At 60.4% G+C, this 19,931-nt stretch carries 21 protein-coding genes; 13 read left to right on the plus strand and 8 right to left on the minus strand.

Going from position 1 to position 19,931, the window contains the following annotated elements; genetic code table 11:
* Nucleotides 1–161 precede the first annotated feature (161 nt).
* Nucleotides 162–1,016: a D-hexose-6-phosphate mutarotase gene (locus ACLK1G_RS04975; RefSeq protein WP_420764401.1), complete on the plus strand. Its 855-nt coding sequence runs from the start codon at nt 162–164 to the stop codon at nt 1,014–1,016.
* Nucleotides 1,017–1,156: 140 nt separating this feature from the next.
* Here the strand turns inward: ACLK1G_RS04975 and ACLK1G_RS04980 are convergent, their stop codons facing one another.
* A complete protein-coding gene (locus ACLK1G_RS04980) occupies nt 1,157–2,017 on the minus strand; it encodes a MurR/RpiR family transcriptional regulator (protein ID WP_181289374.1) in 861 nt (286 codons plus the stop codon).
* A gap of 196 nt (nt 2,018–2,213) precedes the next feature.
* Between ACLK1G_RS04980 and zwf the strand changes: the two genes are divergently transcribed.
* Genes zwf through ACLK1G_RS04995 form a run of 3 tightly spaced genes read left to right on the plus strand, consistent with a single transcriptional unit; the run spans nt 2,214 to nt 5,069 of the window.
* On the plus strand, nt 2,214–3,686 hold the full coding sequence (zwf, locus tag ACLK1G_RS04985; protein WP_420764402.1) for a glucose-6-phosphate dehydrogenase: 1,473 nt from the start codon (nt 2,214–2,216) through the stop codon (nt 3,684–3,686).
* On the plus strand, nt 3,673–4,386 hold the full coding sequence (gene pgl / locus ACLK1G_RS04990) for a 6-phosphogluconolactonase (protein ID WP_420764403.1): 714 nt from the start codon (nt 3,673–3,675) through the stop codon (nt 4,384–4,386). The genes zwf and pgl overlap by 14 nt, the downstream gene beginning before the upstream one ends.
* Before the next feature lie 17 nt (nt 4,387–4,403).
* Entirely contained in the window at nt 4,404–5,069 is a 666-nt protein-coding gene (locus tag ACLK1G_RS04995; RefSeq protein ID WP_283556083.1) for a bifunctional 4-hydroxy-2-oxoglutarate aldolase/2-dehydro-3-deoxy-phosphogluconate aldolase, read from the plus strand.
* A gap of 126 nt (nt 5,070–5,195) precedes the next feature.
* Here ACLK1G_RS04995 and ACLK1G_RS05000 read toward each other — a convergent pair whose 3' ends face one another.
* Together ACLK1G_RS05000 and ACLK1G_RS05005 are read right to left on the minus strand one after the other, a co-directional pair.
* Entirely contained in the window at nt 5,196–6,383 is a 1,188-nt protein-coding gene (locus ACLK1G_RS05000) for an aminotransferase class V-fold PLP-dependent enzyme (RefSeq protein WP_420764404.1), read from the minus strand.
* Nucleotides 6,384–6,412: 29 nt separating this feature from the next.
* Entirely contained in the window at nt 6,413–6,649 is a 237-nt protein-coding gene (locus ACLK1G_RS05005) for a DUF3820 family protein (RefSeq protein WP_060738861.1), read from the minus strand.
* A 207-nt stretch (nt 6,650–6,856) separates the two neighbouring features.
* Here ACLK1G_RS05005 and ACLK1G_RS05010 point away from each other — a divergent pair, with 207 nt between their 5' ends.
* The 4 genes from ACLK1G_RS05010 to ACLK1G_RS05025 all read left to right on the plus strand — a co-directional run bounded on the left by ACLK1G_RS05010 (nt 6,857) and on the right by ACLK1G_RS05025 (nt 10,594).
* On the plus strand, nt 6,857–7,321 hold the full coding sequence (locus tag ACLK1G_RS05010) for a PA2169 family four-helix-bundle protein (RefSeq protein WP_186709209.1): 465 nt from the start codon (nt 6,857–6,859) through the stop codon (nt 7,319–7,321).
* A gap of 205 nt (nt 7,322–7,526) precedes the next feature.
* Complete coding sequence (locus ACLK1G_RS05015; protein ID WP_420764405.1) at nt 7,527–9,527, plus strand: FUSC family protein; 2,001 nt, start codon at nt 7,527–7,529, stop codon at nt 9,525–9,527.
* A complete protein-coding gene (locus ACLK1G_RS05020; RefSeq protein WP_420764406.1) occupies nt 9,514–9,720 on the plus strand; it encodes a DUF1656 domain-containing protein in 207 nt (68 codons plus the stop codon). Before ACLK1G_RS05015 ends, ACLK1G_RS05020 begins: the two co-directional genes overlap by 14 nt.
* Nucleotides 9,721–9,730: 10 nt before the next feature.
* The gene (locus ACLK1G_RS05025; RefSeq protein WP_420764407.1) at nt 9,731–10,594 is read left to right on the plus strand and encodes an efflux RND transporter periplasmic adaptor subunit; all 864 of its coding nucleotides are present in this window, start codon (nt 9,731–9,733) and stop codon (nt 10,592–10,594) included.
* Between the two features lie 165 nt (nt 10,595–10,759).
* Here ACLK1G_RS05025 and ACLK1G_RS05030 read toward each other — a convergent pair whose 3' ends face one another.
* Entirely contained in the window at nt 10,760–11,230 is a 471-nt protein-coding gene (locus tag ACLK1G_RS05030) for a MaoC family dehydratase (RefSeq protein ID WP_420764408.1), read from the minus strand.
* Nucleotides 11,231–11,270: 40 nt separating this feature from the next.
* Entirely contained in the window at nt 11,271–12,215 is a 945-nt protein-coding gene (locus tag ACLK1G_RS05035; RefSeq protein ID WP_420764409.1) for an alpha/beta hydrolase, read from the minus strand.
* A gap of 209 nt (nt 12,216–12,424) precedes the next feature.
* Here ACLK1G_RS05035 and fadD2 point away from each other — a divergent pair, with 209 nt between their 5' ends.
* Nucleotides 12,425–14,113, plus strand: coding sequence for a long-chain-fatty-acid--CoA ligase FadD2 (fadD2, locus tag ACLK1G_RS05040; RefSeq protein WP_420764410.1), 1,689 nt, complete (start codon nt 12,425–12,427; stop codon nt 14,111–14,113).
* Between the two features lie 363 nt (nt 14,114–14,476).
* Complete coding sequence (gene fadD1, locus ACLK1G_RS05045) at nt 14,477–16,168, plus strand: long-chain-fatty-acid--CoA ligase FadD1 (RefSeq protein WP_420764411.1); 1,692 nt, start codon at nt 14,477–14,479, stop codon at nt 16,166–16,168.
* Between the two features lie 58 nt (nt 16,169–16,226).
* Here the strand turns inward: fadD1 and ACLK1G_RS05050 are convergent, their stop codons facing one another.
* Nucleotides 16,227–16,604, minus strand: a complete 378-nt coding sequence (locus ACLK1G_RS05050; protein ID WP_030139341.1) for a hypothetical protein — start codon at nt 16,602–16,604, stop codon at nt 16,227–16,229.
* A gap of 195 nt (nt 16,605–16,799) precedes the next feature.
* On the opposite strand from ACLK1G_RS05050, the gene ACLK1G_RS05055 reads away from it, so the two are divergent.
* From ACLK1G_RS05055 to def, 3 genes are all read left to right on the plus strand, one after another.
* Nucleotides 16,800–16,991, plus strand: coding sequence for a CsbD family protein (locus tag ACLK1G_RS05055; RefSeq protein WP_420764412.1), 192 nt, complete (start codon nt 16,800–16,802; stop codon nt 16,989–16,991).
* A 174-nt stretch (nt 16,992–17,165) separates the two neighbouring features.
* On the plus strand, nt 17,166–18,116 hold the full coding sequence (locus tag ACLK1G_RS05060; protein WP_420764413.1) for a YihY/virulence factor BrkB family protein: 951 nt from the start codon (nt 17,166–17,168) through the stop codon (nt 18,114–18,116).
* A complete protein-coding gene (gene def, locus ACLK1G_RS05065) occupies nt 18,113–18,652 on the plus strand; it encodes a peptide deformylase (protein ID WP_420764414.1) in 540 nt (179 codons plus the stop codon). The genes ACLK1G_RS05060 and def overlap by 4 nt, the downstream gene beginning before the upstream one ends.
* Nucleotides 18,653–18,718: 66 nt before the next feature.
* On the opposite strand, the gene ACLK1G_RS05070 is transcribed toward def, so the two are convergent.
* Complete coding sequence (locus ACLK1G_RS05070) at nt 18,719–19,141, minus strand: GNAT family N-acetyltransferase (protein WP_420764415.1); 423 nt, start codon at nt 19,139–19,141, stop codon at nt 18,719–18,721.
* A gap of 86 nt (nt 19,142–19,227) precedes the next feature.
* The gene (locus tag ACLK1G_RS05075) at nt 19,228–19,782 is read right to left on the minus strand and encodes a hypothetical protein (RefSeq protein WP_420764416.1); all 555 of its coding nucleotides are present in this window, start codon (nt 19,780–19,782) and stop codon (nt 19,228–19,230) included.
* Between the last annotated feature and the right edge of the window lie 149 nt (nt 19,783–19,931).

The following is a 19,931-nucleotide window of genomic DNA, read 5'->3' on the forward strand; positions in this document are numbered from 1 at the left end:
CGCTGGGCTGCGGAGCAGTCCTCAGCTGGCCAACTCGGTGCGTCAGGCAGATTATCTGCAACCTGTTTTGGGGCTGCTCCGCACCCCAGCGGGGATAAATCCCCGCGCCACCAAAACTGTCGCATCAATTGAGAGTTCAGTGATTCCCAGGACTACAGCCCATGCATGAGCATCCGCTACAACGCTTTTTCAGATCCTTGCGCGAGCGTCCGGTGTTTGCGTGGGAGCGCTATCAGCAGCGCGACGTCTTGGTTATTGACCATCCGTTGTGCCAAGCGGTTTTCAGTCGCCAGGGTGCGCAGTTGTTGCACTTCCAGCCGCGAGGCCAGAAACCTTGGCTGTGGTGCGCGGCCAAGTGGCCCCAGGTCGGCGCGATACGCGGCGGGGTACCGGTGTGTTGGCCTTGGTATGGCCGCCATCCGAGCGAAAATGCCTGGCCGTCTCATGGTTGGGCGCGGCTGATCGATTGGAAGTTGCTCGACAGCGCCAGCGACGACGATGGCGTGCATCTGCATTGGCAATTGCAGCTGTGCGACTGGCAAGTGGACCTGCATGCCGACTTGGGCGACCGCATGGAATTGCGCTTGAGTACCGAGCATCAAGACAGCCTGCCTTGCCAATTGAGCCAGGCCTTGCATGCCTATTGGCGCATTGGTGACGTTGGCGAGGTAGCGCTGTCTGGGCTCGAAGGCGCGCAAGGTTACGACCAGTTGAACCGTGCGGTTTGCCGGCAGGAAGGCGAGTTGCGGGTCGAGGGCGGCTGTCAGCGAGTGTTTCAGCATGAAGGCGAGTTGCAGCTCAAGGATCACGCCTGGCAGCGGGAATTGTGCATCGACACCGGTGAAAGCGCCGACACGGTGGTGTGGCATCCCGGTACACGGCCGTTGCTGGGCGTGAGCTGGGATGAGGTCAACGAGTTCGTTTGCGTCGAAGCGGCCAGTGGCGGCACCGACAGCCTGAGCCTGGCGCCCGGGGAGCGGGCGCATTTGAGTTTGCAGGCGCGGGTAGGGGCTTAGCTCTGGATCTACGGTGTGGCGGCTGCCGTCATCGCGAGCGAGCTCGCTCCCACACAGGTTCTCTGGCGTTCACAAAACCCCCGTGGGAGCGAGCTTGCTCGCGATGACGACCTATCAGGCACCAAAAGTTCCGGACCGAATCAGTTGAACTCATCCCCAACCGGATACCGGCTGGCATTGAGGCTTTCCTTGATCTTGCGCAGGTGCGGCTGGAAGTCCACCCCGCGGCGCAGGGTCATGCCGGTGGCGAGCACGTCCAGTACGGTGAGCTGGATGATCCGCGAAGTCATCGGCATGTAGATATCGGTGTCTTCGGGCAGCGGAATATTGAGGCTCAAGGTGCTGGCCTTGGCCAGTGGCGAGCCTTCAGCGGTCAGGCCGAGTACCGATGCGCCGTTTTCCCGGGCGATACGCGCGACTTCCACCAGTTCGCGGGTACGACCGGTGTAGGAAATGATCACGAACAACTCACCGGTATGGGCCACCGAGGCGATCATGCGTTGCATCAGCACGTCGGCGTGGGCGGTCACTGCCAGGTTGAACCGGAAAAACTTGTGCTGGGCATCCAGCGCCACCGGAGCCGAGGCGCCGAGGCCGAAGAAGTGGATCTGCCGGGCCTGGATCAGCAGGTCGACCGCGCGGCTGATCAAATTTGGATCAAGGGCCTGGCAGGCACTGTCCAATGAGGCAATGGCGCTGCCAAAGATTTTCTGGGTGTAGGCTTCAGGGTTGTCGTCGGCTTCCACTGCGCGGCTGACATAAGCCGCGCCGCTGGCCAGGCTTTGGGCCAGTTGCAGCTTGAGTTCCGGGTAACCGCTCACGCCGAACGAGCGGCAAAAGCGGTTGACGGTCGGTTCGCTGACCGAGGCCGCCTGGGCGAGGGCGGCAATGCTGAAGCGGGTAGCCTGCTGTGGGTTGAGCAGGATCACCTCGGCCACCTTGCGTTCGGCCTTGTTCAGGTCTTCCAGGCGACTCTGGATCTGCTCCAGTAGATTTCGCACGCGGTCCATACAGGATTCCTAGAGAGACGGGTCTTTGATACGACCCTTTGCGGTGGCCTATCCTACTGATGGCTCCGACGGACCACCACTCGGAATCGGTATTTTCGGAAAATGTTGTGGTTATTACTACATTTTTCCTTGAGTGATGCCTTGAAAAAAGGTATTTGTAGCTTAACTTGATAAAAGAACAAACATCATGCATTCGATTACGGTTGAACCGTGTACTTTTGCCTTGTTCGGCGCGTTGGGCGACCTGGCGCTACGCAAGCTGTTTCCTGCCCTTTACCAGCTCGATGGCGCCGGCTTGTTGCACGAAGACACGCGGATCCTGGCGCTGGCCCGTGAACCGGGCAGCGAACAACAGCATCTGGCGTTCATCACCACCGAACTGCGGCGTTACGTCGGTGATAAAGACCTCGACGAATCCGTGATCGAACGCTTCCTGGCGCGGCTGACGTACCTGCACGTGGATTTTCTCAAGGCGGACGATTACGTCGCGCTTGCCGAGCAGGTCGGGCTGACGCAGCAACAAGTCATTGCCTATTTCGCCACGCCGGCGGCGGTCTACGGCCCGATTTGCGAGAACCTGGCGAAAGTCGGCCTCAGCGAAAACACCCGTGTGGTGCTGGAAAAGCCCATCGGTTCGGACCTCGAATCGTCGCGCAAGGTGAACGACGCCGTGGCGCAGTTCTTTCCGGAGAACCGCACTTACCGCATCGACCATTATCTGGGCAAGGAAACGGTACAGAACCTGATCGCGCTGCGGTTCGCCAACAGCCTGTTCGAAACCCAGTGGAACCAGAATTACATCTCCCACGTGGAAATCACCGTGGCCGAGAAGGTCGGGATCGAAGGGCGCTGGGGCTATTTCGACAAGGCCGGCCAACTGCGGGACATGATCCAGAACCACCTGCTGCAGCTGTTGTGCCTGATCGCCATGGACCCTCCGGCGGACCTTTCCGCCGACAGCATCCGTGACGAGAAGGTCAAGGTGCTCAAGGCCTTGGCGCCGATCAGTCCGGAAGGCCTGACCACCCAGGTGGTGCGTGGCCAGTACATCGCCGGCCACAGCGAAGGCAAGGCGGTGCCCGGCTACCTCGAAGAGCCGAATTCCAATACCCAGAGCGACACCGAGACCTTCGTTGCCCTGCGCGCCGATATCCGCAACTGGCGCTGGGCCGGGGTGCCGTTCTACCTGCGCACCGGCAAGCGCATGCCGCAGAAGCTGTCGCAGATCGTAATTCACTTCAAGGAACCGTCCCACTACATCTTCGCCCCCGAGCAGCGCTTGCAGATCAGCAACAAACTGATCATCCGCCTGCAACCGGACGAAGGGATTTCCTTGCGGGTAATGACCAAGGAGCAGGGCCTGGACAAGGGCATGCAGTTGCGCAGCGGTCCGCTGCAGCTCAACTTTTCCGACACCTACCGCAGCGCACGGATCCCCGATGCCTACGAGCGGTTGTTGCTGGAAGTCATGAACGGCAATCAGAACCTGTTTGTTCGTAAAGATGAAATCGAAGCCGCGTGGACGTGGTGTGACCAGTTGATCGCCGGCTGGAAGAAGTCTGGCGATGCGCCCAAGCCTTATGCCGCTGGGTCATGGGGGCCGATGAGCTCCATTGCACTGATCACGCGGGATGGGAGGTCATGGTATGGCGATATCTGAATTGAAACTGCCTCAGGGTGTCACTGCCCTGGAGTTCAAGAGCCCGGTGGTGCTGGCGGAAAAACTGGCGGTGAACGTGGCGGAGCAATTGCGCGCCGCGATCGATGCCAAAGGCGCGGCGACCTTGGTGGTGTCCGGCGGTCGTAGCCCGGTGGCGTTTTTCCAGCATCTGGCCAAGCAGGCGCTGGACTGGTCGAACGTGGTGGTGAGCCTGGCCGATGAGCGCTGGGTGCCGGTTGAACATGCCGACAGCAACGCCGGCCTGCTCAAGCGTTATCTGCTTCAAGGGGCTGCGGCCAAGGCCCAGTTCCTGAGCCTCTACAGCGCCAGCGCCAATCTGGAAGCCGCCGCCGAGCAGGCGGATCGCCTGCTTGCCGAGCTGCCGCCGATCGACGTGCTGATATTGGGCATGGGCGATGACGGGCATACCGCGTCGCTGTTTCCCGACAGCCCGAATCTGGCCGAGGCCCTGGATAACAATGGTGCTCGCCGCTGCTGGCCGATGCTCGCGCCGACGGTCCCACACCAACGTCTGACCATGAGCCGCGCCTTGCTGGCGTCGGCCAGGCACAAAGTGCTGTCTATTTCCGGTCAATCGAAACTGACCACCCTGAATGCCGCGGTGTCTGGTGACGATGTCGCCGAGATGCCGATCCGCGCATTTCTGCAACCTACGTTAGAGATTTACTGGTGCCCATGAACCAAGGATCAGCCGCTATGACAAACCCATCCCCGACCGTTTCCATGGCGGACAAAGTGACGCTGATCGACAGCCTCTGCGCCAAGGCGCGGATCCTGCCGGTGATTACCATCGCGCGTGAACAGGACATCCTGCCGCTGGCCGATGCCCTGGCCGCCGGTGGCCTGACGGCACTGGAAGTGACCTTGCGCTCGCAATACGGGCTCAAGGCCATTCAGGTCCTTCGCGAGCAGCGCCCAGAGCTGGTGACCGGTGCCGGCACGGTGCTCGATCGCCACATGCTGGCCGCCGCCGAGGCTGCCGGTTCGCAATTCATCGTGACGCCGGGTATCACTCGGGATCTGTTGGAAGCCAGCGTCCAGAGTCCGATTCCGTTGCTGCCGGGGATCAGCAATGCCTCGGGCATCATGGAAGGTTATGGCCTGGGCTATCGCCGCTTCAAGTTGTTCCCTGCGGAAGTCAGCGGTGGCGTTGCTGCCATCAAGGCATTGGGCGGGCCGTTCGGCGAAGTGAAATTCTGTCCGACCGGCGGCGTGAGCCCGGCCAATATCAAAAGCTACATGGCGTTGAAAAACGTGATGTGCGTAGGCGGGAGCTGGATGCTCGATCCGGAGTGGATCAAGAACGGCGACTGGGCCCGCATCCAGGAATGCACCGCCGAGGCATTGGCGCTGCTGGACTGATCGTCCTACCGAACTTCGTTGTGTGTTCTACGGCTTTACGGTGCGCTTGGTCGGCGCACCGTTTTTTTTTGCCTGTTTTTTGGCTGCAGATCCCCGTGGCCAGGGACCAAGCGCCCTCGCCACGGGTTACGTACTGTTCAGGTTGATCAGTGCCGCAGTCAACCGCTCCATATCCCGCGCCAAGGTAATCAACCCCGGCGTAATGCGGATGCAGAGGCCGACGCTGGTCTTGCGCACCACGGTAAAGATCCCATATTCCTTGAGCAGTCGGTCGGCCATCACCTGTTGATCAGGCTGGTTGGTGAATCGCATGGACGTGATACCGCAATAGAGGCGTCGGTCGTCTGGGGTCATGACCTCGATGCCGGGCACATCGCGCACCGCGCTCACCCACAGGTCCCGTAGATAACAGAGCCGAGCACCCTTGGCCGGTGCTCCGCCCAGGGCACGGTGCTCTTCGAATACCAGGGGCAGCGTCAGCAGGGCCGGGATGTTGGGCGTGCTGTGGGGCGTGCGCGAGCGTATATCGGTGGTGGGGTAGTGGCCTTCGTCCATGTCCGGGTCGATGTCGGCCAGCCGGTGTGGAGCGATATAGAGAAAGCCCAGGGCCAGAGGGCCGCCAAGCCATTTCTGCAAGTTGAACCCGGCAAATTGAATGCCGAGCTTATTGAGATTGAAATCGATCTGCCCCAGGGCGTGGGCGCCGTCGAGAATGATATCGACGTCGAACTCCCGTGCCGTCTCGGCTATCGCCTGGACCGGCATCACCAGGCCGGTCAGGTGGTTAACGTAGGTCAGCGCCATCAGCTTCAGGCGCGGATAACGAATGAAGGCTTCTCGATACGTGCCCACCAGGCTGTCGAAACTGGCGGGGTGCGGATGGACCAGCTCGATGACCTCGGCGCCACGCTGGCGGGCGAGCCAGCGCATCGCGCTTTTGACCGACTCGTACTCCACGTCGCTGATCAGAACTTGGTCGCCAGGCTTGAGCTGGTTGTAATTGCGGATCAGCGTCTGCAAGGCGTCAACCGCGTTGGTGGCCAACGCCACGGTGGACGCTGGGGCGTGGATGAGCTGCGCCACCTCTCGGCGAATCACTTCGCAATGCTCCAGGTCGAACTGTTGGCGCACGTAGACCGAATTGCCGCGGTTCACCCAGTCGATATTGCGTTGGTACTCCGCGACCACCGTACGGGACATCCGGCCAAAGTAGCCGTTTTCAAGGTTGAGCGGACCATTGACGTCGACATCGTAACGACCGACAAAGGTTTCCCAGAAGGCTTCGTCGTGGGCACGCAGCGTATTTTCGGGCATCGCAGAGCTCAGTCAGTCAATGGCAGGGGTCAATGGCGAGGTTTAGGCAAGCCATGTTTAGCCCGCAGCGGATCCAGGAGGTCAGACAGACCGTTGTGGTCGATTTCCTGCATCAATGCCAGCAACCCGCCCAATTCGCCGTGGGGGAAGCCCTCCCGCGCGAACCAATTCAGGTATTGGCCTGGCAGGTCGGCAAGAATTCTGCCCTTGTATTTGCCGAAGGGCATCTGGCGGGTGACCAGCAGCTCAAGCTTTTCTGGATTCATAGGGCGGCTGTCTTGTTGAAAGTCCTAGGCAAAATACAGGCATTCTGCATGCAGGCCAAATGACAGATCATGCAAATAACGCGGATACAGATTTCGCCTGTGTTCATAACATATTGATTTAAATGGATTTTAATTTGAGCTGAAGGCTGGCATGGCCGATGCAATATCCCTTGCAGGTTTTTATTCACCAAGCAAAGGAACTGAAAAATGACTGACATCAACAAAGAATCCATCTCTGTCTTGAACGACCTGATCGAGACTAGCAAGGATGGCCAGGAAGGATTCAAGACCTGCGCTGAAGACATCAAGCACCCTGAGCTCAAGGCGCTGTTCGTCAAGCGCGCCGCCGATTGCGCCACCGCTGCGGCTGAGCTGCAAGCCGCCGTGCGTTCCCTGGGTGGCGATCCGGAAACTTCTACCAGCGTTGCCGGTGACCTGCACCGCCGTTGGGTCGACGTAAAATCCATGTTCACCGGCAAGGACGAAGAGGCTGTGCTGAACGAAGCCGAACGCGGCGAAGACCACGCGCTGAAGGCTTATAAGGAAGCCATCGAGAAGATCAACAAACACAACCTGGTGGGCATTCGTGACCTCGTGGAGCGTCAGTACCACGGTGTGCAACGCAACCATGACCAGGTCAAGGCTCTGCGCAACCAGGCGCGCGCCAGCTAACATCCGCGTGTGAAGAAAAAACGCCAGCTTGCCTGGCGTTTTTTTATGGGAGCGATCCGGGCAGTAAGACTTTTCGGCACCAATTCGCAAGAGTGTTTGTCAGAACGCTCAACAATCAACTCTGGACGTGAATAGATAGCTCCCTAATAATTGCGCCGCCCCTCTCACGATCTATCGTTACATCATCTCAAGAAGAGTTTTGCGCGTGCCCATCACCTTTCAGGCTCTGTTCGCCCCTGATCGTCTCGCTGTGCAGTTCGCCATCAAGACTGTGCTCGGTGGCGGCCTGGCGTTGTGGCTGGCGTTGCGCTGGGGATTGGAGCAGCCATCGTGGGCGCTGATGACCGCGTTTATCGTTGCCCAGCCGTTGTCTGGGATGGTGGTGCAGAAGGGCCTGGCACGCTTGGTCGGGACTCTGGTGGGGACAATCATGTCGGTGGTGTTCATGGGCCTGTTCGCCCAGGCGCCCTGGTTGTTCCTGCTGGCGCTGGCGTTGTGGTTGGGCGTGTGCACGGCCTGTTCGACGCTCTTGCGCAGCGCGTGGTCGTATTCGTTCGTGCTGGCTGGCTACACCGTGGCGATCATTGCCTTGCCGGCCATCGCCCATCCGCTTGGAGTGTTCGACCAGGCGGTGGCGCGTTGCACCGAGATCAGCCTGGGCATCACCTGCGCCACCGTGACCAGCGCCTTGCTCTGGCCGTTGCGGGTTGAACGGCAATTGGCGGATCAGGCACGTGCTGCCTGGCAAAGTGGCATGCAGGCGGCGCGCGCCACATTGGCCGGCGATGCCCAGGCGCGCAAAGGTCTGTTGGAAATCCTCGGCAAAATCGTCGCGGTAGACGCCCAGCGCGAACATGCCTGGTTCGAAGGCCGCCTGGGCCGCCAGCGTGCCCGGGCCATCAGTGGCTTGAGCCAGAAACTGTTGATGCTGCTGCGCATTTCGCGCTCGGTACGCCGACAATGGAACCAGCTCGACCCTCAAGAAGCCCAAGCGCTGCAGCCGTGGATGAGCGAGGTGCAGCAAGCCCTCGACGCCGACCGCACGACATTGCAGGCACTGCGGCCGCGGGTATCGGATGCGTCTCACGAAGCACGGTTCAGCTCGGCGCAAAGTTATTGCCTGGCACGTTTCGCTTTGTTGCTCGACACCGCCCTGGCGGCCTGCGCTGCGCTGTCGGCGGTGCAAGAGGGCAGGGCGGCGGCCGATCCGCCACGCACCCTGGCGCCCCATCGGGACCTGTCCCTGGCGATGGTGTTTGGAGCCCGCAGCGCCCTGGCGTTTCTGGTAGTGGCGTGTTTCTGGCTGGCCACTGCCTGGCCTGCCGCCTCGGGCGCGCTGTTGCTGACGTGTGTGGTGTGCAGCCTGTTCGCCAGCCGCGAAAATGGCGCGCAGATCGGCATGAGTTTCTTGCGAGGCATTCTCCTGGCGGTACCGACCGCGTTTGTAATCGGTGAAATCCTGCTGCCCCAATGGAGCAGCTTTGCGATGCTCTGCATGGCCATGGGCGTACCTCTGTTCCTGGGGGCGCTGGGCATGGCCAAGCCGCCGCTCTACGCGACCGCCACCTCGTTCTGCCTGCACTTCGTGGTGTTGGTATCGCCGCTTAACGCCATGAAGTACGACGTTGCGACATTTTTCAACAATGCCCAGGCCATGATGATCGGTGTCGGCGCGGCCGTGCTGGCATTCAATCTGTTGATTCTGCGCAACCCGGCCTGGCACAGCCGTCGGTTGCTGGCGGCAACGCTCGATGACCTGGTGCGCTTGACCCATCGCAATCTGCGCGGCGCCGAGAGCTGGTTCGGCGGGCGCATGGCCGATCGTTTGCTGCAACTGGCGCGGCACTATCCGGAGCTGCCGGTGCCGGCGCGCAGTCGTTGGGACGATGGTTTGCTGGGCCTGGACGTCGGGGACGAATTGCTCCATCTGCGCTTGAGCCTGGCCGTCGCCCAAGTCCCGGACAGTCCAGCCCAACGCCGATATTTCGAAACGTTGGAGCAGGTGCTGGAGCACGGCCCGGCGGGCGGGCAGGCCGACGCACTGGCCCAGGCGAGCGACGATTATCTGGCAGCGCTTTCAAAGCAACCGCCAAGCGACGCGCTGAAGCTGGCCCAGGGCGCGGTGGTGCAATTGCAGAACAGCTGGCGCGCCTGGTGCCGCCAGCACGAATCTTCAGAAGGGAAACATAGCCATGGGCTTGCATGAATGGTCGATCGGCGGGGTGCTGCTCAGCCCGTTTTTGATTTATGTCGTGCTGGCCTTGTTGGTCACCGGAGCCTTGCGACTGCTGCTCAGTCTCGTGCCGGCAGGGCGCTGGATCTGGCATGAAGCGCTGTTCGACTGCGCTCTGTATGTCTGTGTTTTGACTGTCATTACCCTGGTCCTCGGACCGTCATGAGGAGTTGAACATGCGTACTTCCGTACGTGTCGCCGTCACGTTGAGCGTGGTGGCCCTGGCGATCTTCGCCGGTTTTCATTTGTGGCAGTACTACATGCTCACGCCCTGGACCCGGGACGCGCGGATCCGTGCCGACGTGGTGGTGATCGCCCCAGACGTCTCGGGTTGGGTGCGCGAGCTCAGGGCCGTGGACAACCAGCACGTCAAGGCGGGGGATTTGTTGCTGAGTATCGATCGCGAGCGTTTCGAGGCCGCGGTGGAGAAGGCCCGCGCGGTAGTGCAGACCCGCCAGCAGCAGTTGAGCCTGCGCGAACACGAAGCCAGCCGTCGAGCGGCCCTGGGACCCCAGGCCATCAGCGCCGAATTGCGCGAGAACGCCCAGATCAATGCCGGCATCGCCCGTGGCGAGCTACGCGAGGCCCAGGCCGAGGCCAAGGTCGCCGAGCTGAACCTGGCTCGCAGCCAGGTCCTGGCCCCACGCAGCGGCCACGTCACCAACCTGCGCCTAGCCGAAGGCAATTATGTGAACGCCGGGCAACCGGTCATGGCGTTGGTCGATGATTCGACGTTCTACGTGCAAGCTTACTTCGAGGAAACCAAGTTGCCGCGGATTCGCGTCGGCGATCCGGTCAAGGTCTGGTTGATGAGCGCCGGCCATGCGCTGGACGGCCATGTGGAAAGCATCAGTCGAGGCATCACCGACCGCAACACCAACCCCGATGCGCAACTGCTGGCAGAGGTCGAGCCGACCTTCAACTGGGTGCGTCTGGCCCAGCGGATCCCGGTGCGGATCAAGCTGGACAAGGTGCCGGAAGGGGTGAGCCTGAGTGCCGGGATGACAGCGAGTGTGCAGGTGCAGGACGAACAGCGATAGCCGCTGCGCCACGCACCCGTGGCGAGGGAGCTTGCTCCCGCTCGGCTGCGAAGCAGTCGCAAAACGAACGTTGCGTTGTTCAGGTTGGACGCGCAAGCCTTTTCCAAGGGGCGCTTCGCACCCCAGCGGGAGCAAGCTCCCTCGCCACGGGAGTGTCGAGTCGCATCAGCCGATGCTGATTGCCGGCAACTCGGGCAAGGTCACGGTCTGCTGCTTGCGCGGCGCCAGGATCTCCGCTTCGCCGTCCACCACCAACTCATCGCGCTGGTTGAACACGCGCGTGGCGATACGCACGCGGAATTTCGGCAGCTTTTCCAGGATCTCCAGGCGCACGGTCAGAGTATCGCCAATCTTCACCGGCTTCTGGAAACTCATCTGCTGACCGATATAGATGGTCCCCGGCCCAGGCAACTCACAGGCCACTGCCGCGCTGATCAGCGCACCGCTGAACATGCCGTGGGCGATGCGTTCCTTGAACATGCTGGCGGCGGCGAATTCGGCGTCCAGGTGTACCGGGTTGTGATCGCCGGACATGGCGGCGAACAGCTGGATGTCGCGCTCTTCGACGGTCTTGCTGTAGCTGGCGGTCTGGCCGACTTCGAGGGCTTCGTAAGGGATGTTGGTAACCTGGGTCATGTCTGGATCCTGTGACGTGTAGAGAAAAAACGCTGCAAACCTACTCGCTGCGTGGTGGTCGCTGGTGGCTTAGCGTCTGGGCAATCCAGGCCAGCACATCGGCGGTCACCTCATCGCGGTTGGTTTCGTTGAACAGTTCGTGCCGAGCCTGCGGATAGATCTTCAGTTGCAAACGTTGGTTGCCGGCGTCGCGCAGGGCATCGGCCAGATCTCTCAGACGCTTGCCTTCGCTCACCGGATCACATTCACCGCCAATCACCAGCAGCGGCAGCCCTGGATCGATCTGCGCGAGATTGGACGCTTTGCTGATCTGCTGCAACCCGCCGAGCAGGTCGATCCACAGTTGATTGGTGCAACGAAAGCCGCACAGCGGGTCGCGAATGTATTTGTCGACTTCGCCGGGGTCGCGGCTGAGCCAGTCGAAGGGCGTGCGGGTCGGTTTGAACTTTTTATTGAAGCTGCCAAATGAGAGCCATTCGATCAGGGCGCTACGCCCAGTGGCCCCCTGCCGCCTGCGTTCGAAACGGGCGATTAGCCGCGCCGCGCGGTAAAGCGCCACGGGTTGGAAGTTCGAACCGCTGAGGATGGCCCCGTGCAGGCTGGCGCTGTGGTGCAACAAATAGCCCTGGGCGATATAGCTGCCCATGCTGTGCCCCAGCAGCAGGATTGGTGTTTCTGGATGTTGCTGGCCGATGTGATGGTTCAGGCTTGCCAGGTCGCCCACAACCTTGGCCCAGCCGTCCTGGTCGGCAAAATGACCCAGGATCGCTTCTTCGCCGGTCTTGCCGTGGCCACGTTGGTCCGGCGCGTAGACGGCGTAGCCTTCATCGCACAACGCCTGGGCCAGGCGCCCATAGCGGCCACTGTGTTCCGCCATGCCGTGAGCCAGCATGATCACCGCCAGCGGGGCGGTTTCGGGTAGCCATTGGTTGACGAGCAAGCGGCTGTGATCGGTCGCGGTCAGCCAGAACGTTTGGTGGATCATGGCGGTTCCTTGCACAAAGTCAGACGCAGCGTCGCTGCATTGTATAGCGCATCCGTTGCGCCAGGCGATTCAGCAAGATTCACACAATCTATGACGCAAGTTGCCATATTTGCCTGATTGGCCATAGCTGCTAGTGTCCCATGAGCTCCGCCTGTGCAAGCGATACGCAAGCGGTTACCGGATATGTTCAGGTAAAGAGGACAAAAACAATGCAGCCTGATTTCTGGAATGACAAACGCCCGGCCGGCGTGCCCTCGGACATCGACCTGAGTGCCTACAAGTCAGTCGTCGAGGTGTTCGAGCGTTCCTGCAAGAAATTTGCCGACCGTCCGGCGTACAGCAACATGGGGGTGACGATCACCTACGCCGAGTTGGAGCGTTACAGCGCGGCCTTCGCCGGTTACCTGCAAGCCAATACCGACCTGGCGCCCGGCGATCGTATCGCCGTGCAGATGCCCAATGTCCTGCAATACCCGATCGCGGTTTTTGGTGCCCTGCGCGCCGGGCTGGTGGTGGTCAACACCAATCCGCTGTACACCCCCCGGGAAATGCGTCACCAATTCAAGGACTCCGGCGCCCGGGCGCTGGTGTACATGAACCTGTTCGGGCAGAAAGTGCAGGAAGTGCTGCCCGACACCGACCTGCAATACCTGATCGAGGCGAAGATGGGCGACCTGATGCCCACCGCCAAGGGCTGGCTGGTCAATACAGTCGTGAGCAAGGTCAAGAAAATGGTCCCGGCCTATTCGCTGCCCCAGGCCATTTCCTTCAAGAGCGCCTTGCGTTTGGGACGGGGCCAGGCCATCAAGCCGCTCAATGTCAGCCTCGGGGACATTGCCGTGCTGCAATACACCGGCGGCACCACCGGCTTGGCCAAGGGCGCCATGCTGACCCACGGCAACCTGGTGGCCAACATGCAGCAGGCCCGCGCCTGCCTGGGGCAGATCGGCGACGACGGCAAGCCTTTGTTGCGCGAGGGCCAGGAGGTGATGATCGCACCGCTGCCGCTGTATCACATCTACGCCTTCACGGCGAACTGCATGTGCATGATGGTCACGGGCAACCACAACGTGCTGATCACCAATCCAAGGGACATCGGCGGTTTCATAAAGGAGCTGAAGAACTGGCGGTTTTCGTTGCTGCTGGGGCTCAACACGCTGTTCGTCGCGCTGATGGACCATCCGGATTTCAAGACGCTGGATTTCTCCAACCTCAAGGTCACCAACTCAGGCGGCACCGCGTTGGTCAAGGCCACCGCCGAACGTTGGAAGCAGTTGACCGGTTGCGGCATCACCGAGGGCTACGGCCTGACGGAAACCTCGCCAGTGGCCAGCGCCAACCCTTACGGTGGCAAGTCGCGCCTGGGCACGGTGGGGCTACCGGTGCCGGGTACGCTGATGAAAGTCATCAGTGACGACGGTGTCGAGCTGCCCTTGGGCGAACGCGGCGAGCTGTGCATCAAGGGGCCGCAGATCATGAAGGGCTACTGGAACAAGCCCGAAGCGACCGCCGAAGTGCTCGACAGCGAGGGCTGGTTCAAGTCCGGAGATATCGCCGTGATCGACCCCGACGGGTTCGTGCGCATCGTCGATCGCAAGAAAGACATGATCATTGTCTCGGGCTTCAACGTGTACCCGAACGAAATCGAGGATGTGGTGATGGCCCACCCGAAAGTCGCCAGCTGCGCGGTCATCGGCGTGCCGGACGAACGTTCGGGGGAGGCGGTGAAACTGTTCGTCGTGGCCCGTGAGGCGGGCGTCAGCCTCGAAGAGCTCAAGGCGTACTGCAAGGAGAATTTCACCGGCTACAAGGTGCCCAAGCACATCGTGCTGCGGGAATCGCTGCCGATGACACCGGTGGGCAAGATCCTGCGCCGGGAGTTGCGCGATATCGCCTGACGCCGGCGCGACAGACCCTTAGTGGGAGCGAGCTTGCTCGCGATGGCGGTGTATCGGTGCCAGAAAGATTGGCTGATACATCGTTATCGCGAGCAAGCTCGCTCCCACAGGTTTTATGGATTCGGGACAATTAAATAAGGCTTAGAATTTTTACTCTAAAAATGACCATTGAATGTTCTTGAGTCATATTTGTGACTGTAGGGGCCGCTTTTGGCTCTAGGCGACCCTTGGCAAAGCTGCTACTCTCGGCGCGCTTTTGTGACTTCTCGGCCGTTATCCAAGCCAGATTCACCAATAGACATACACCAATAATAATCGCATCAAATGCGGTGAGAATTCGCGTTGCTGAGGAGTGGGGCTTCCATGATTGAAAACTTTTGGAAGGATAAGTACCCAGCTGGGATTGCTGCCGACATCAATCCAGATGAGTATCCGAATATTCAGGCGGTGTTGAAGCATTCCTGCCAACGCTTCGCCGACAAGCCGGCATTCAGCAACCTCGGCAAGACCATCACCTACGGTGAGCTCTACGAATTGTCCGGTGCCTTTGCCGCGTACCTGCAACAGCATACCGATTTGCAGCCGGGCGATCGAATCGCCGTGCAACTGCCCAACGTCCTCCAGTACCCAGTGGCTGTGTTTGGCGCGATCCGCGCCGGCCTGATCGTGGTCAATACCAACCCGCTCTACACCGCGCGGGAAATGGAGCATCAATTCAACGATTCCGGTGCCAAGGCACTGGTCTGCCTGGCTAACATGGCGCACCTTGCCGAAAGCGTGGTGCCCAAGACTGGCGTCAAGCACGTCATCGTCACCGAAGTGGCCGACTTGCTGCCGCCGCTCAAGCGCCTGTTGATCAACAGCGTGATCAAGTACGTCAAGAAGATGGTCCCGGCCTATCATTTGCCCAAGGCCATCAAGTTCAACGACGTCCTGAGCAAGGGCCACGGCCAGCCTGTGAACGAAGCGAGCCCCACCAGTGATGATGTGGCGGTGTTGCAATACACCGGCGGCACCACGGGCGTGGCCAAGGGCGCCATGCTGACCCACCGCAACCTGGTGGCTAACATGCTGCAATGCAAGGCGCTGATGGGTTCCAACCTCAATGAGGGCTGTGAAGTACTGATCACGCCGCTGCCGCTGTACCACATCTACGCGTTTACCTTCCATTGCATGGCGATGATGCTGATCGGCAACCACAACATCCTGATCAGTAACCCGCGCGATTTGTCGGCGATGGTCAAGGAGCTGTCGAAATGGAAGTTCAGCGGCTTCGTCGGGCTCAACACGTTGTTCGTGGCGCTGTGCAACAACGAAGCCTTCCGCAAGCTGGATTTCTCGGCGCTGAAGGTCACCCTGTCTGGCGGCATGGCTTTGCAGTTGGCGGCGGCGGAGCGTTGGAAAGCGGTCACCGGTTGCCCGATCTGCGAAGGCTACGGCATGACCGAGACGAGCCCGGTTGCCACGGTCAACCCGATCCAGAACATCCAGGTCGGCACCATCGGCATTCCGGTTCCGTCGACCTTGTGCAAGGTCATCAATGACGCGGGCGAAGAGTTGCCTTTGGGGGAAATCGGCGAATTGTGCGTCAAAGGCCCGCAGGTCATGAAGGGCTACTGGCAGCGCCAGGACGCCACCGACGAGATCCTCGACAGCGAAGGCTGGCTCAAGACCGGTGACATCGCCGTGATCCAGCCGGATGGCTACATGCGCATCGTCGATCGCAAGAAAGACATGATCCTGATCTCCGGTTTCAACGTCTACCCCAACGAGCTGGAAGACGTGCTGGCGGCCTTGCCGGGCGTGCTGCAATGCGCGGCCATCGGTGTACCTGACGAGAAATCCGGCGAGGCGATCAAGATATTCATCGTCGCGCGTCCGGGTGTCACGCTCACAAAGGAACAGGTGATGGAGCACATGCGCGCTAACGTCACCGGCTACAAGGTGCCCAAGTCCGTGGAGTTCCGCGATGCACTGCCGACCACCAACGTCGGCAAGATCCTGCGGCGTGAGTTGCGTGATGAAGAGCTCAGGAAGCTGGGGCTGAAAAAGTAACAACCCCACCAATGAAAAGCCCCGCTGATGCGGGGCTTTTTGTTGATCGTGTGGAGCGTTACAACCGAAACTGCGCAAAATCCAGGTTGGTGCCGCCGGGCCGCATGTCTTGCAGGTACGAATCCTTGTCTGCGCTGAGCTCCAGGCTCAGGGCTGCCTTGCGTTTGCCCTGGTTGCGCACTTCCAGGCCTTCCATTTTTTCCCTCAGGAACACGGTGGGCACTTTCAGGTGCAAGAGTTCGTCGGTGGCAGGCGTGTGCAGCAGCAGGTGAATCCATTCGTACTGCCCAATGGCCAGGCGGGCCACCGGGATGTCGAACCAGAAGATGTTGCGGTTGCGGTTCAGTTCGCTGAAATGGCAGTTGTTGACACCCAGGACGGCACCGCCCAGTTCCTGGTTCCTGCGGGCGATGGCCTGCTTTTTATCGAGTTTCATAACGTTCCTACGGGAATTGGAGCTTCAGGCGCAGCCTGAATACGTGGAGCATTCTCGGGTGTGGGTCGGCAAACATAAAGCGCAACCTGCATCTGACGATGAAATGCGCCGCTGAAAAAATGAAACTCCCTGCAAACGGCGTCGGTCAACCCCTATGTAATGACTTTTCTTACAGTTGTTCACAGGAGAAACATCATGGGAAGCACGAACGATAAAGTGAAGGGCGTTGCCAACGAAGCTGTCGGCAATATCAAGCAAGGTGTCGGCAAGGCCACCGACAATGATCGCATGCGCGCCGAGGGCGTGGTCCAGGAGAAAAAAGGTGAGGCCCAGCAAACCGCGGGCAAGGCCAAGGATGCAGTCAAGAAAGGCGTTGACGAGGCATAACCGGCCTGTAAGAAAGCGATTGGAACGGCCATCCGCGGGTGGCCGTTATCATGTCGGCTCGAACTTGCACCGGGGAAATTGTTCCAAAGTCGCCAAACAGGTTACTTTTGTCACGGATAGCAGCCCCGTGAGTCGCCAGGCGACCTTCCTCTTTTGCGGCGAAAGGAGACGCACATGATGTTCCCGGCCTTGAAAGGCTTGCCCCTGCATCGCGTGATGATGCGCACGGTGACCGAGTTTCTCGACGACGAGATGTCGACCTACGCCTCCGCACTGGCTTACCAGATGCTGTTTTCGCTGTTTCCCTTCATTCTTTTCCTGATCGCGCTGATCGGCTTCCTGCACCTGCCGGATTTCTTTTCCTGGCTGCGCCTGCAATCGGAACTGGTGCTGCCGCCCCAGGCGCTGGAACAGGTCAACCCGGTGATCGACCAGCTCCAGCAATCCAAGGGCGGCTTGCTCTCGGTGGGTATCGTCATTGCGCTGTGGACCGCGTCGGCCGGCGTGCGGCTGATGATGAGCGCCATGAACGCGGCGTACGACGTGGTCGAGGGGCGCCCGGCCTGGAAGCGCTTTCCGCTGTCGATTCTTTATACGGTCGGTATCGCCGGCATGCTGTTGGTCGCCGCGGCCTTGATGGTACTGGGCCCGCAAGTGATGGGTTGGATTGCCTCTCAGATCGGGCTGGAGGAGTTCATCGTCACCGTCTGGACCCTGGCGCGCTGGCCGGTCATCGTGTTTTTGCTGATGGTGGCAGTGGCGCTGATCTATTACGTGATGCCTGACGTCAAACAGGAGTTCCGCTTCATCACGCCGGGCTCGGTATTGGCGGTGGTGGTGTGGATCATCGCGTCCCTGGGTTTTGCGTTCTATGTGAAGACCTTCGCCGACTACAACGCCATGTATGGCAGTATCGGCGCGATCATCGTGTTGTTGCTGTATTTCTATATCTCTGCGGCGGTGTTGCTACTCGGCGCCGAGATGAATGCGGTCATCGAACACATGTCCGCCGAAGGCAAGGACACCGGTGAAAAGACCCCGGGCGAGCACGAGAAGCAGCATGTGTCGGGCCTGGGGCGCGACCATTCCGTTGCTCATACCCCTACAGACGAAGCCCGACCATGATCCGCGAAATCCTGAAAATGGGCGACGAACGCCTGCTGCGCATCGCCCCGCCGTTGCCGCCGGAAATGTTCGACAGCCCCGAGTTGTGGCAACTGATCGACGACATGTTCCAGACCATGGAAAGCGTCGGCGGCGTCGGCCTGGCGGCGCCGCAGATCGGCGTGGACCTGCAACTGGTGATCTTTGGCTTCGAGCACAGCGAGCGCTATCCCGATGCCGAAGCGGTGCCGCAGACGATCCTGATCAATCCTTTGATTACGCCGCTGAGTCCGTTGATGGAAGAAGGCTTCGAAGGTTGCCTGTCGGTGCCAGGCTTGCGCGGCGCGGTGGATCGTTACCAGCATATCCGCTACGAAGGTTTCGACCCCAAGGGCGAGCCGATCATGCGCACCGCCTCGGGCTTTCATGCCCGGGTGGTCCTGCATGAGTGCGATCACTTGATCGGCCGCTTGTATCCGTCGCGCATCACTGATTTCAGTAAGTTCGGGTTTACCGAGGTGATGTTTCCGGATCTGGACCCTATGGCTGACGACTAGCTAAAACCGACACAAAAAAATTGTGGGAGCGAGCCTGCTCGCTCCCACAATGAACTGTGTTCGGCGTCAGGAGAGTATGTTGGGCTCCAACCCCATCGCAATCATCGGCTTGCTGCGCGCATACCGGCTCAGCCTTTCAGCCATCGCATAGGGCAGTTCGGGGTCGAAGCTGAAGCCCCGTCGTTCATAAAACCCGCGCAAGTCCGGGTGACAGAACAGCCACACCGGCTCATTCAGCCCCTTCACCGCTTCTGCGATCAGTCGCGCGGCGACGCCTTGTACGCGGTGCGCCGGGTCGACGAACAATCCCGTCAACCAATGCCCGCCCGAAACCGGTCGAAGGCACAGCGCCGCGACGATGTCTTCGCGCCGTGCCACCCACAGCTGTGCGTCGCGCACGGCTTTCATCGAGGATTGGTGGGCGCGGTAGAACTTGTTCATCAACGGCCACAGAGGCTCGTCGAGACGTGTGTAGTGGAAGTCGGGCATGGCGAGGGCGGAGAGGGCAGTGGAGGCGGGCGATTATAAGGGAACAAACAATGCGCCGGGACATCTCCGGCGCCTGTCTGCAAGGTCTACAGCGAGGCGAGGAACATGTCCGTGGCCGGATTCTTCTCATCCGTCCGGCTTTCCTGGGCTTTTTCCACCTGCGCCATAGCGGCCTTGTCCTGCATGCGCTGGGCAATTTCCTCGCCGACCGCCCGTTGCTTCTCGGGCGGCATCTGCGCGTACTCTTCTTCAGTGATGCCCATTTCCTCAAGAATGCTGTCACGCAATCGTTCTTCAGGCGTCTTGCTCATGTATTCCTTGAACTCCGTCATGGCAGAGCTGCGTGCTTTCTTCGCCTCGTCGGCGGCTGACGAAGCGACGGTCTGCAGTTGCACGCGGGTCTTGGCGAAGGCCTCGTCGACGTTGTCGCTGATGGCGGTGGCGGCGTTGACCTGCTGCGAGGCTTGCCGGGTGATGGATTCCTGGACCTGGGTGCTGCCCTGGTTGGCCTGGGCCTGGACGTTGTCACGCAGCGATTGCAGGGCGGCGCTTTGCAAACCGCTGGCGGCTTCGGCGGTCGGGTCTTCGCCGGGGCGTTTGAGGGGCAGGTTTATCGCTTGTTGTTTTACGCTGACCAACATGATGTGTACCCGTAGATAATGGCTGAGCGATGGTGGGAGCAATTACCATGCCGTCGCGCAAGGCCCCGTTTTCAAGGGCTACAGGCGAAACGCACAGCGCGGTGCGGCCAATCCTTGCCGTTCGTCGGCATGGATCGACCGCACGGTGG

Origin of the sequence: Pseudomonas algeriensis (assembly GCF_048847255.1) — a bacterium.
Classification (GTDB): domain Bacteria; phylum Pseudomonadota; class Gammaproteobacteria; order Pseudomonadales; family Pseudomonadaceae; genus Aquipseudomonas.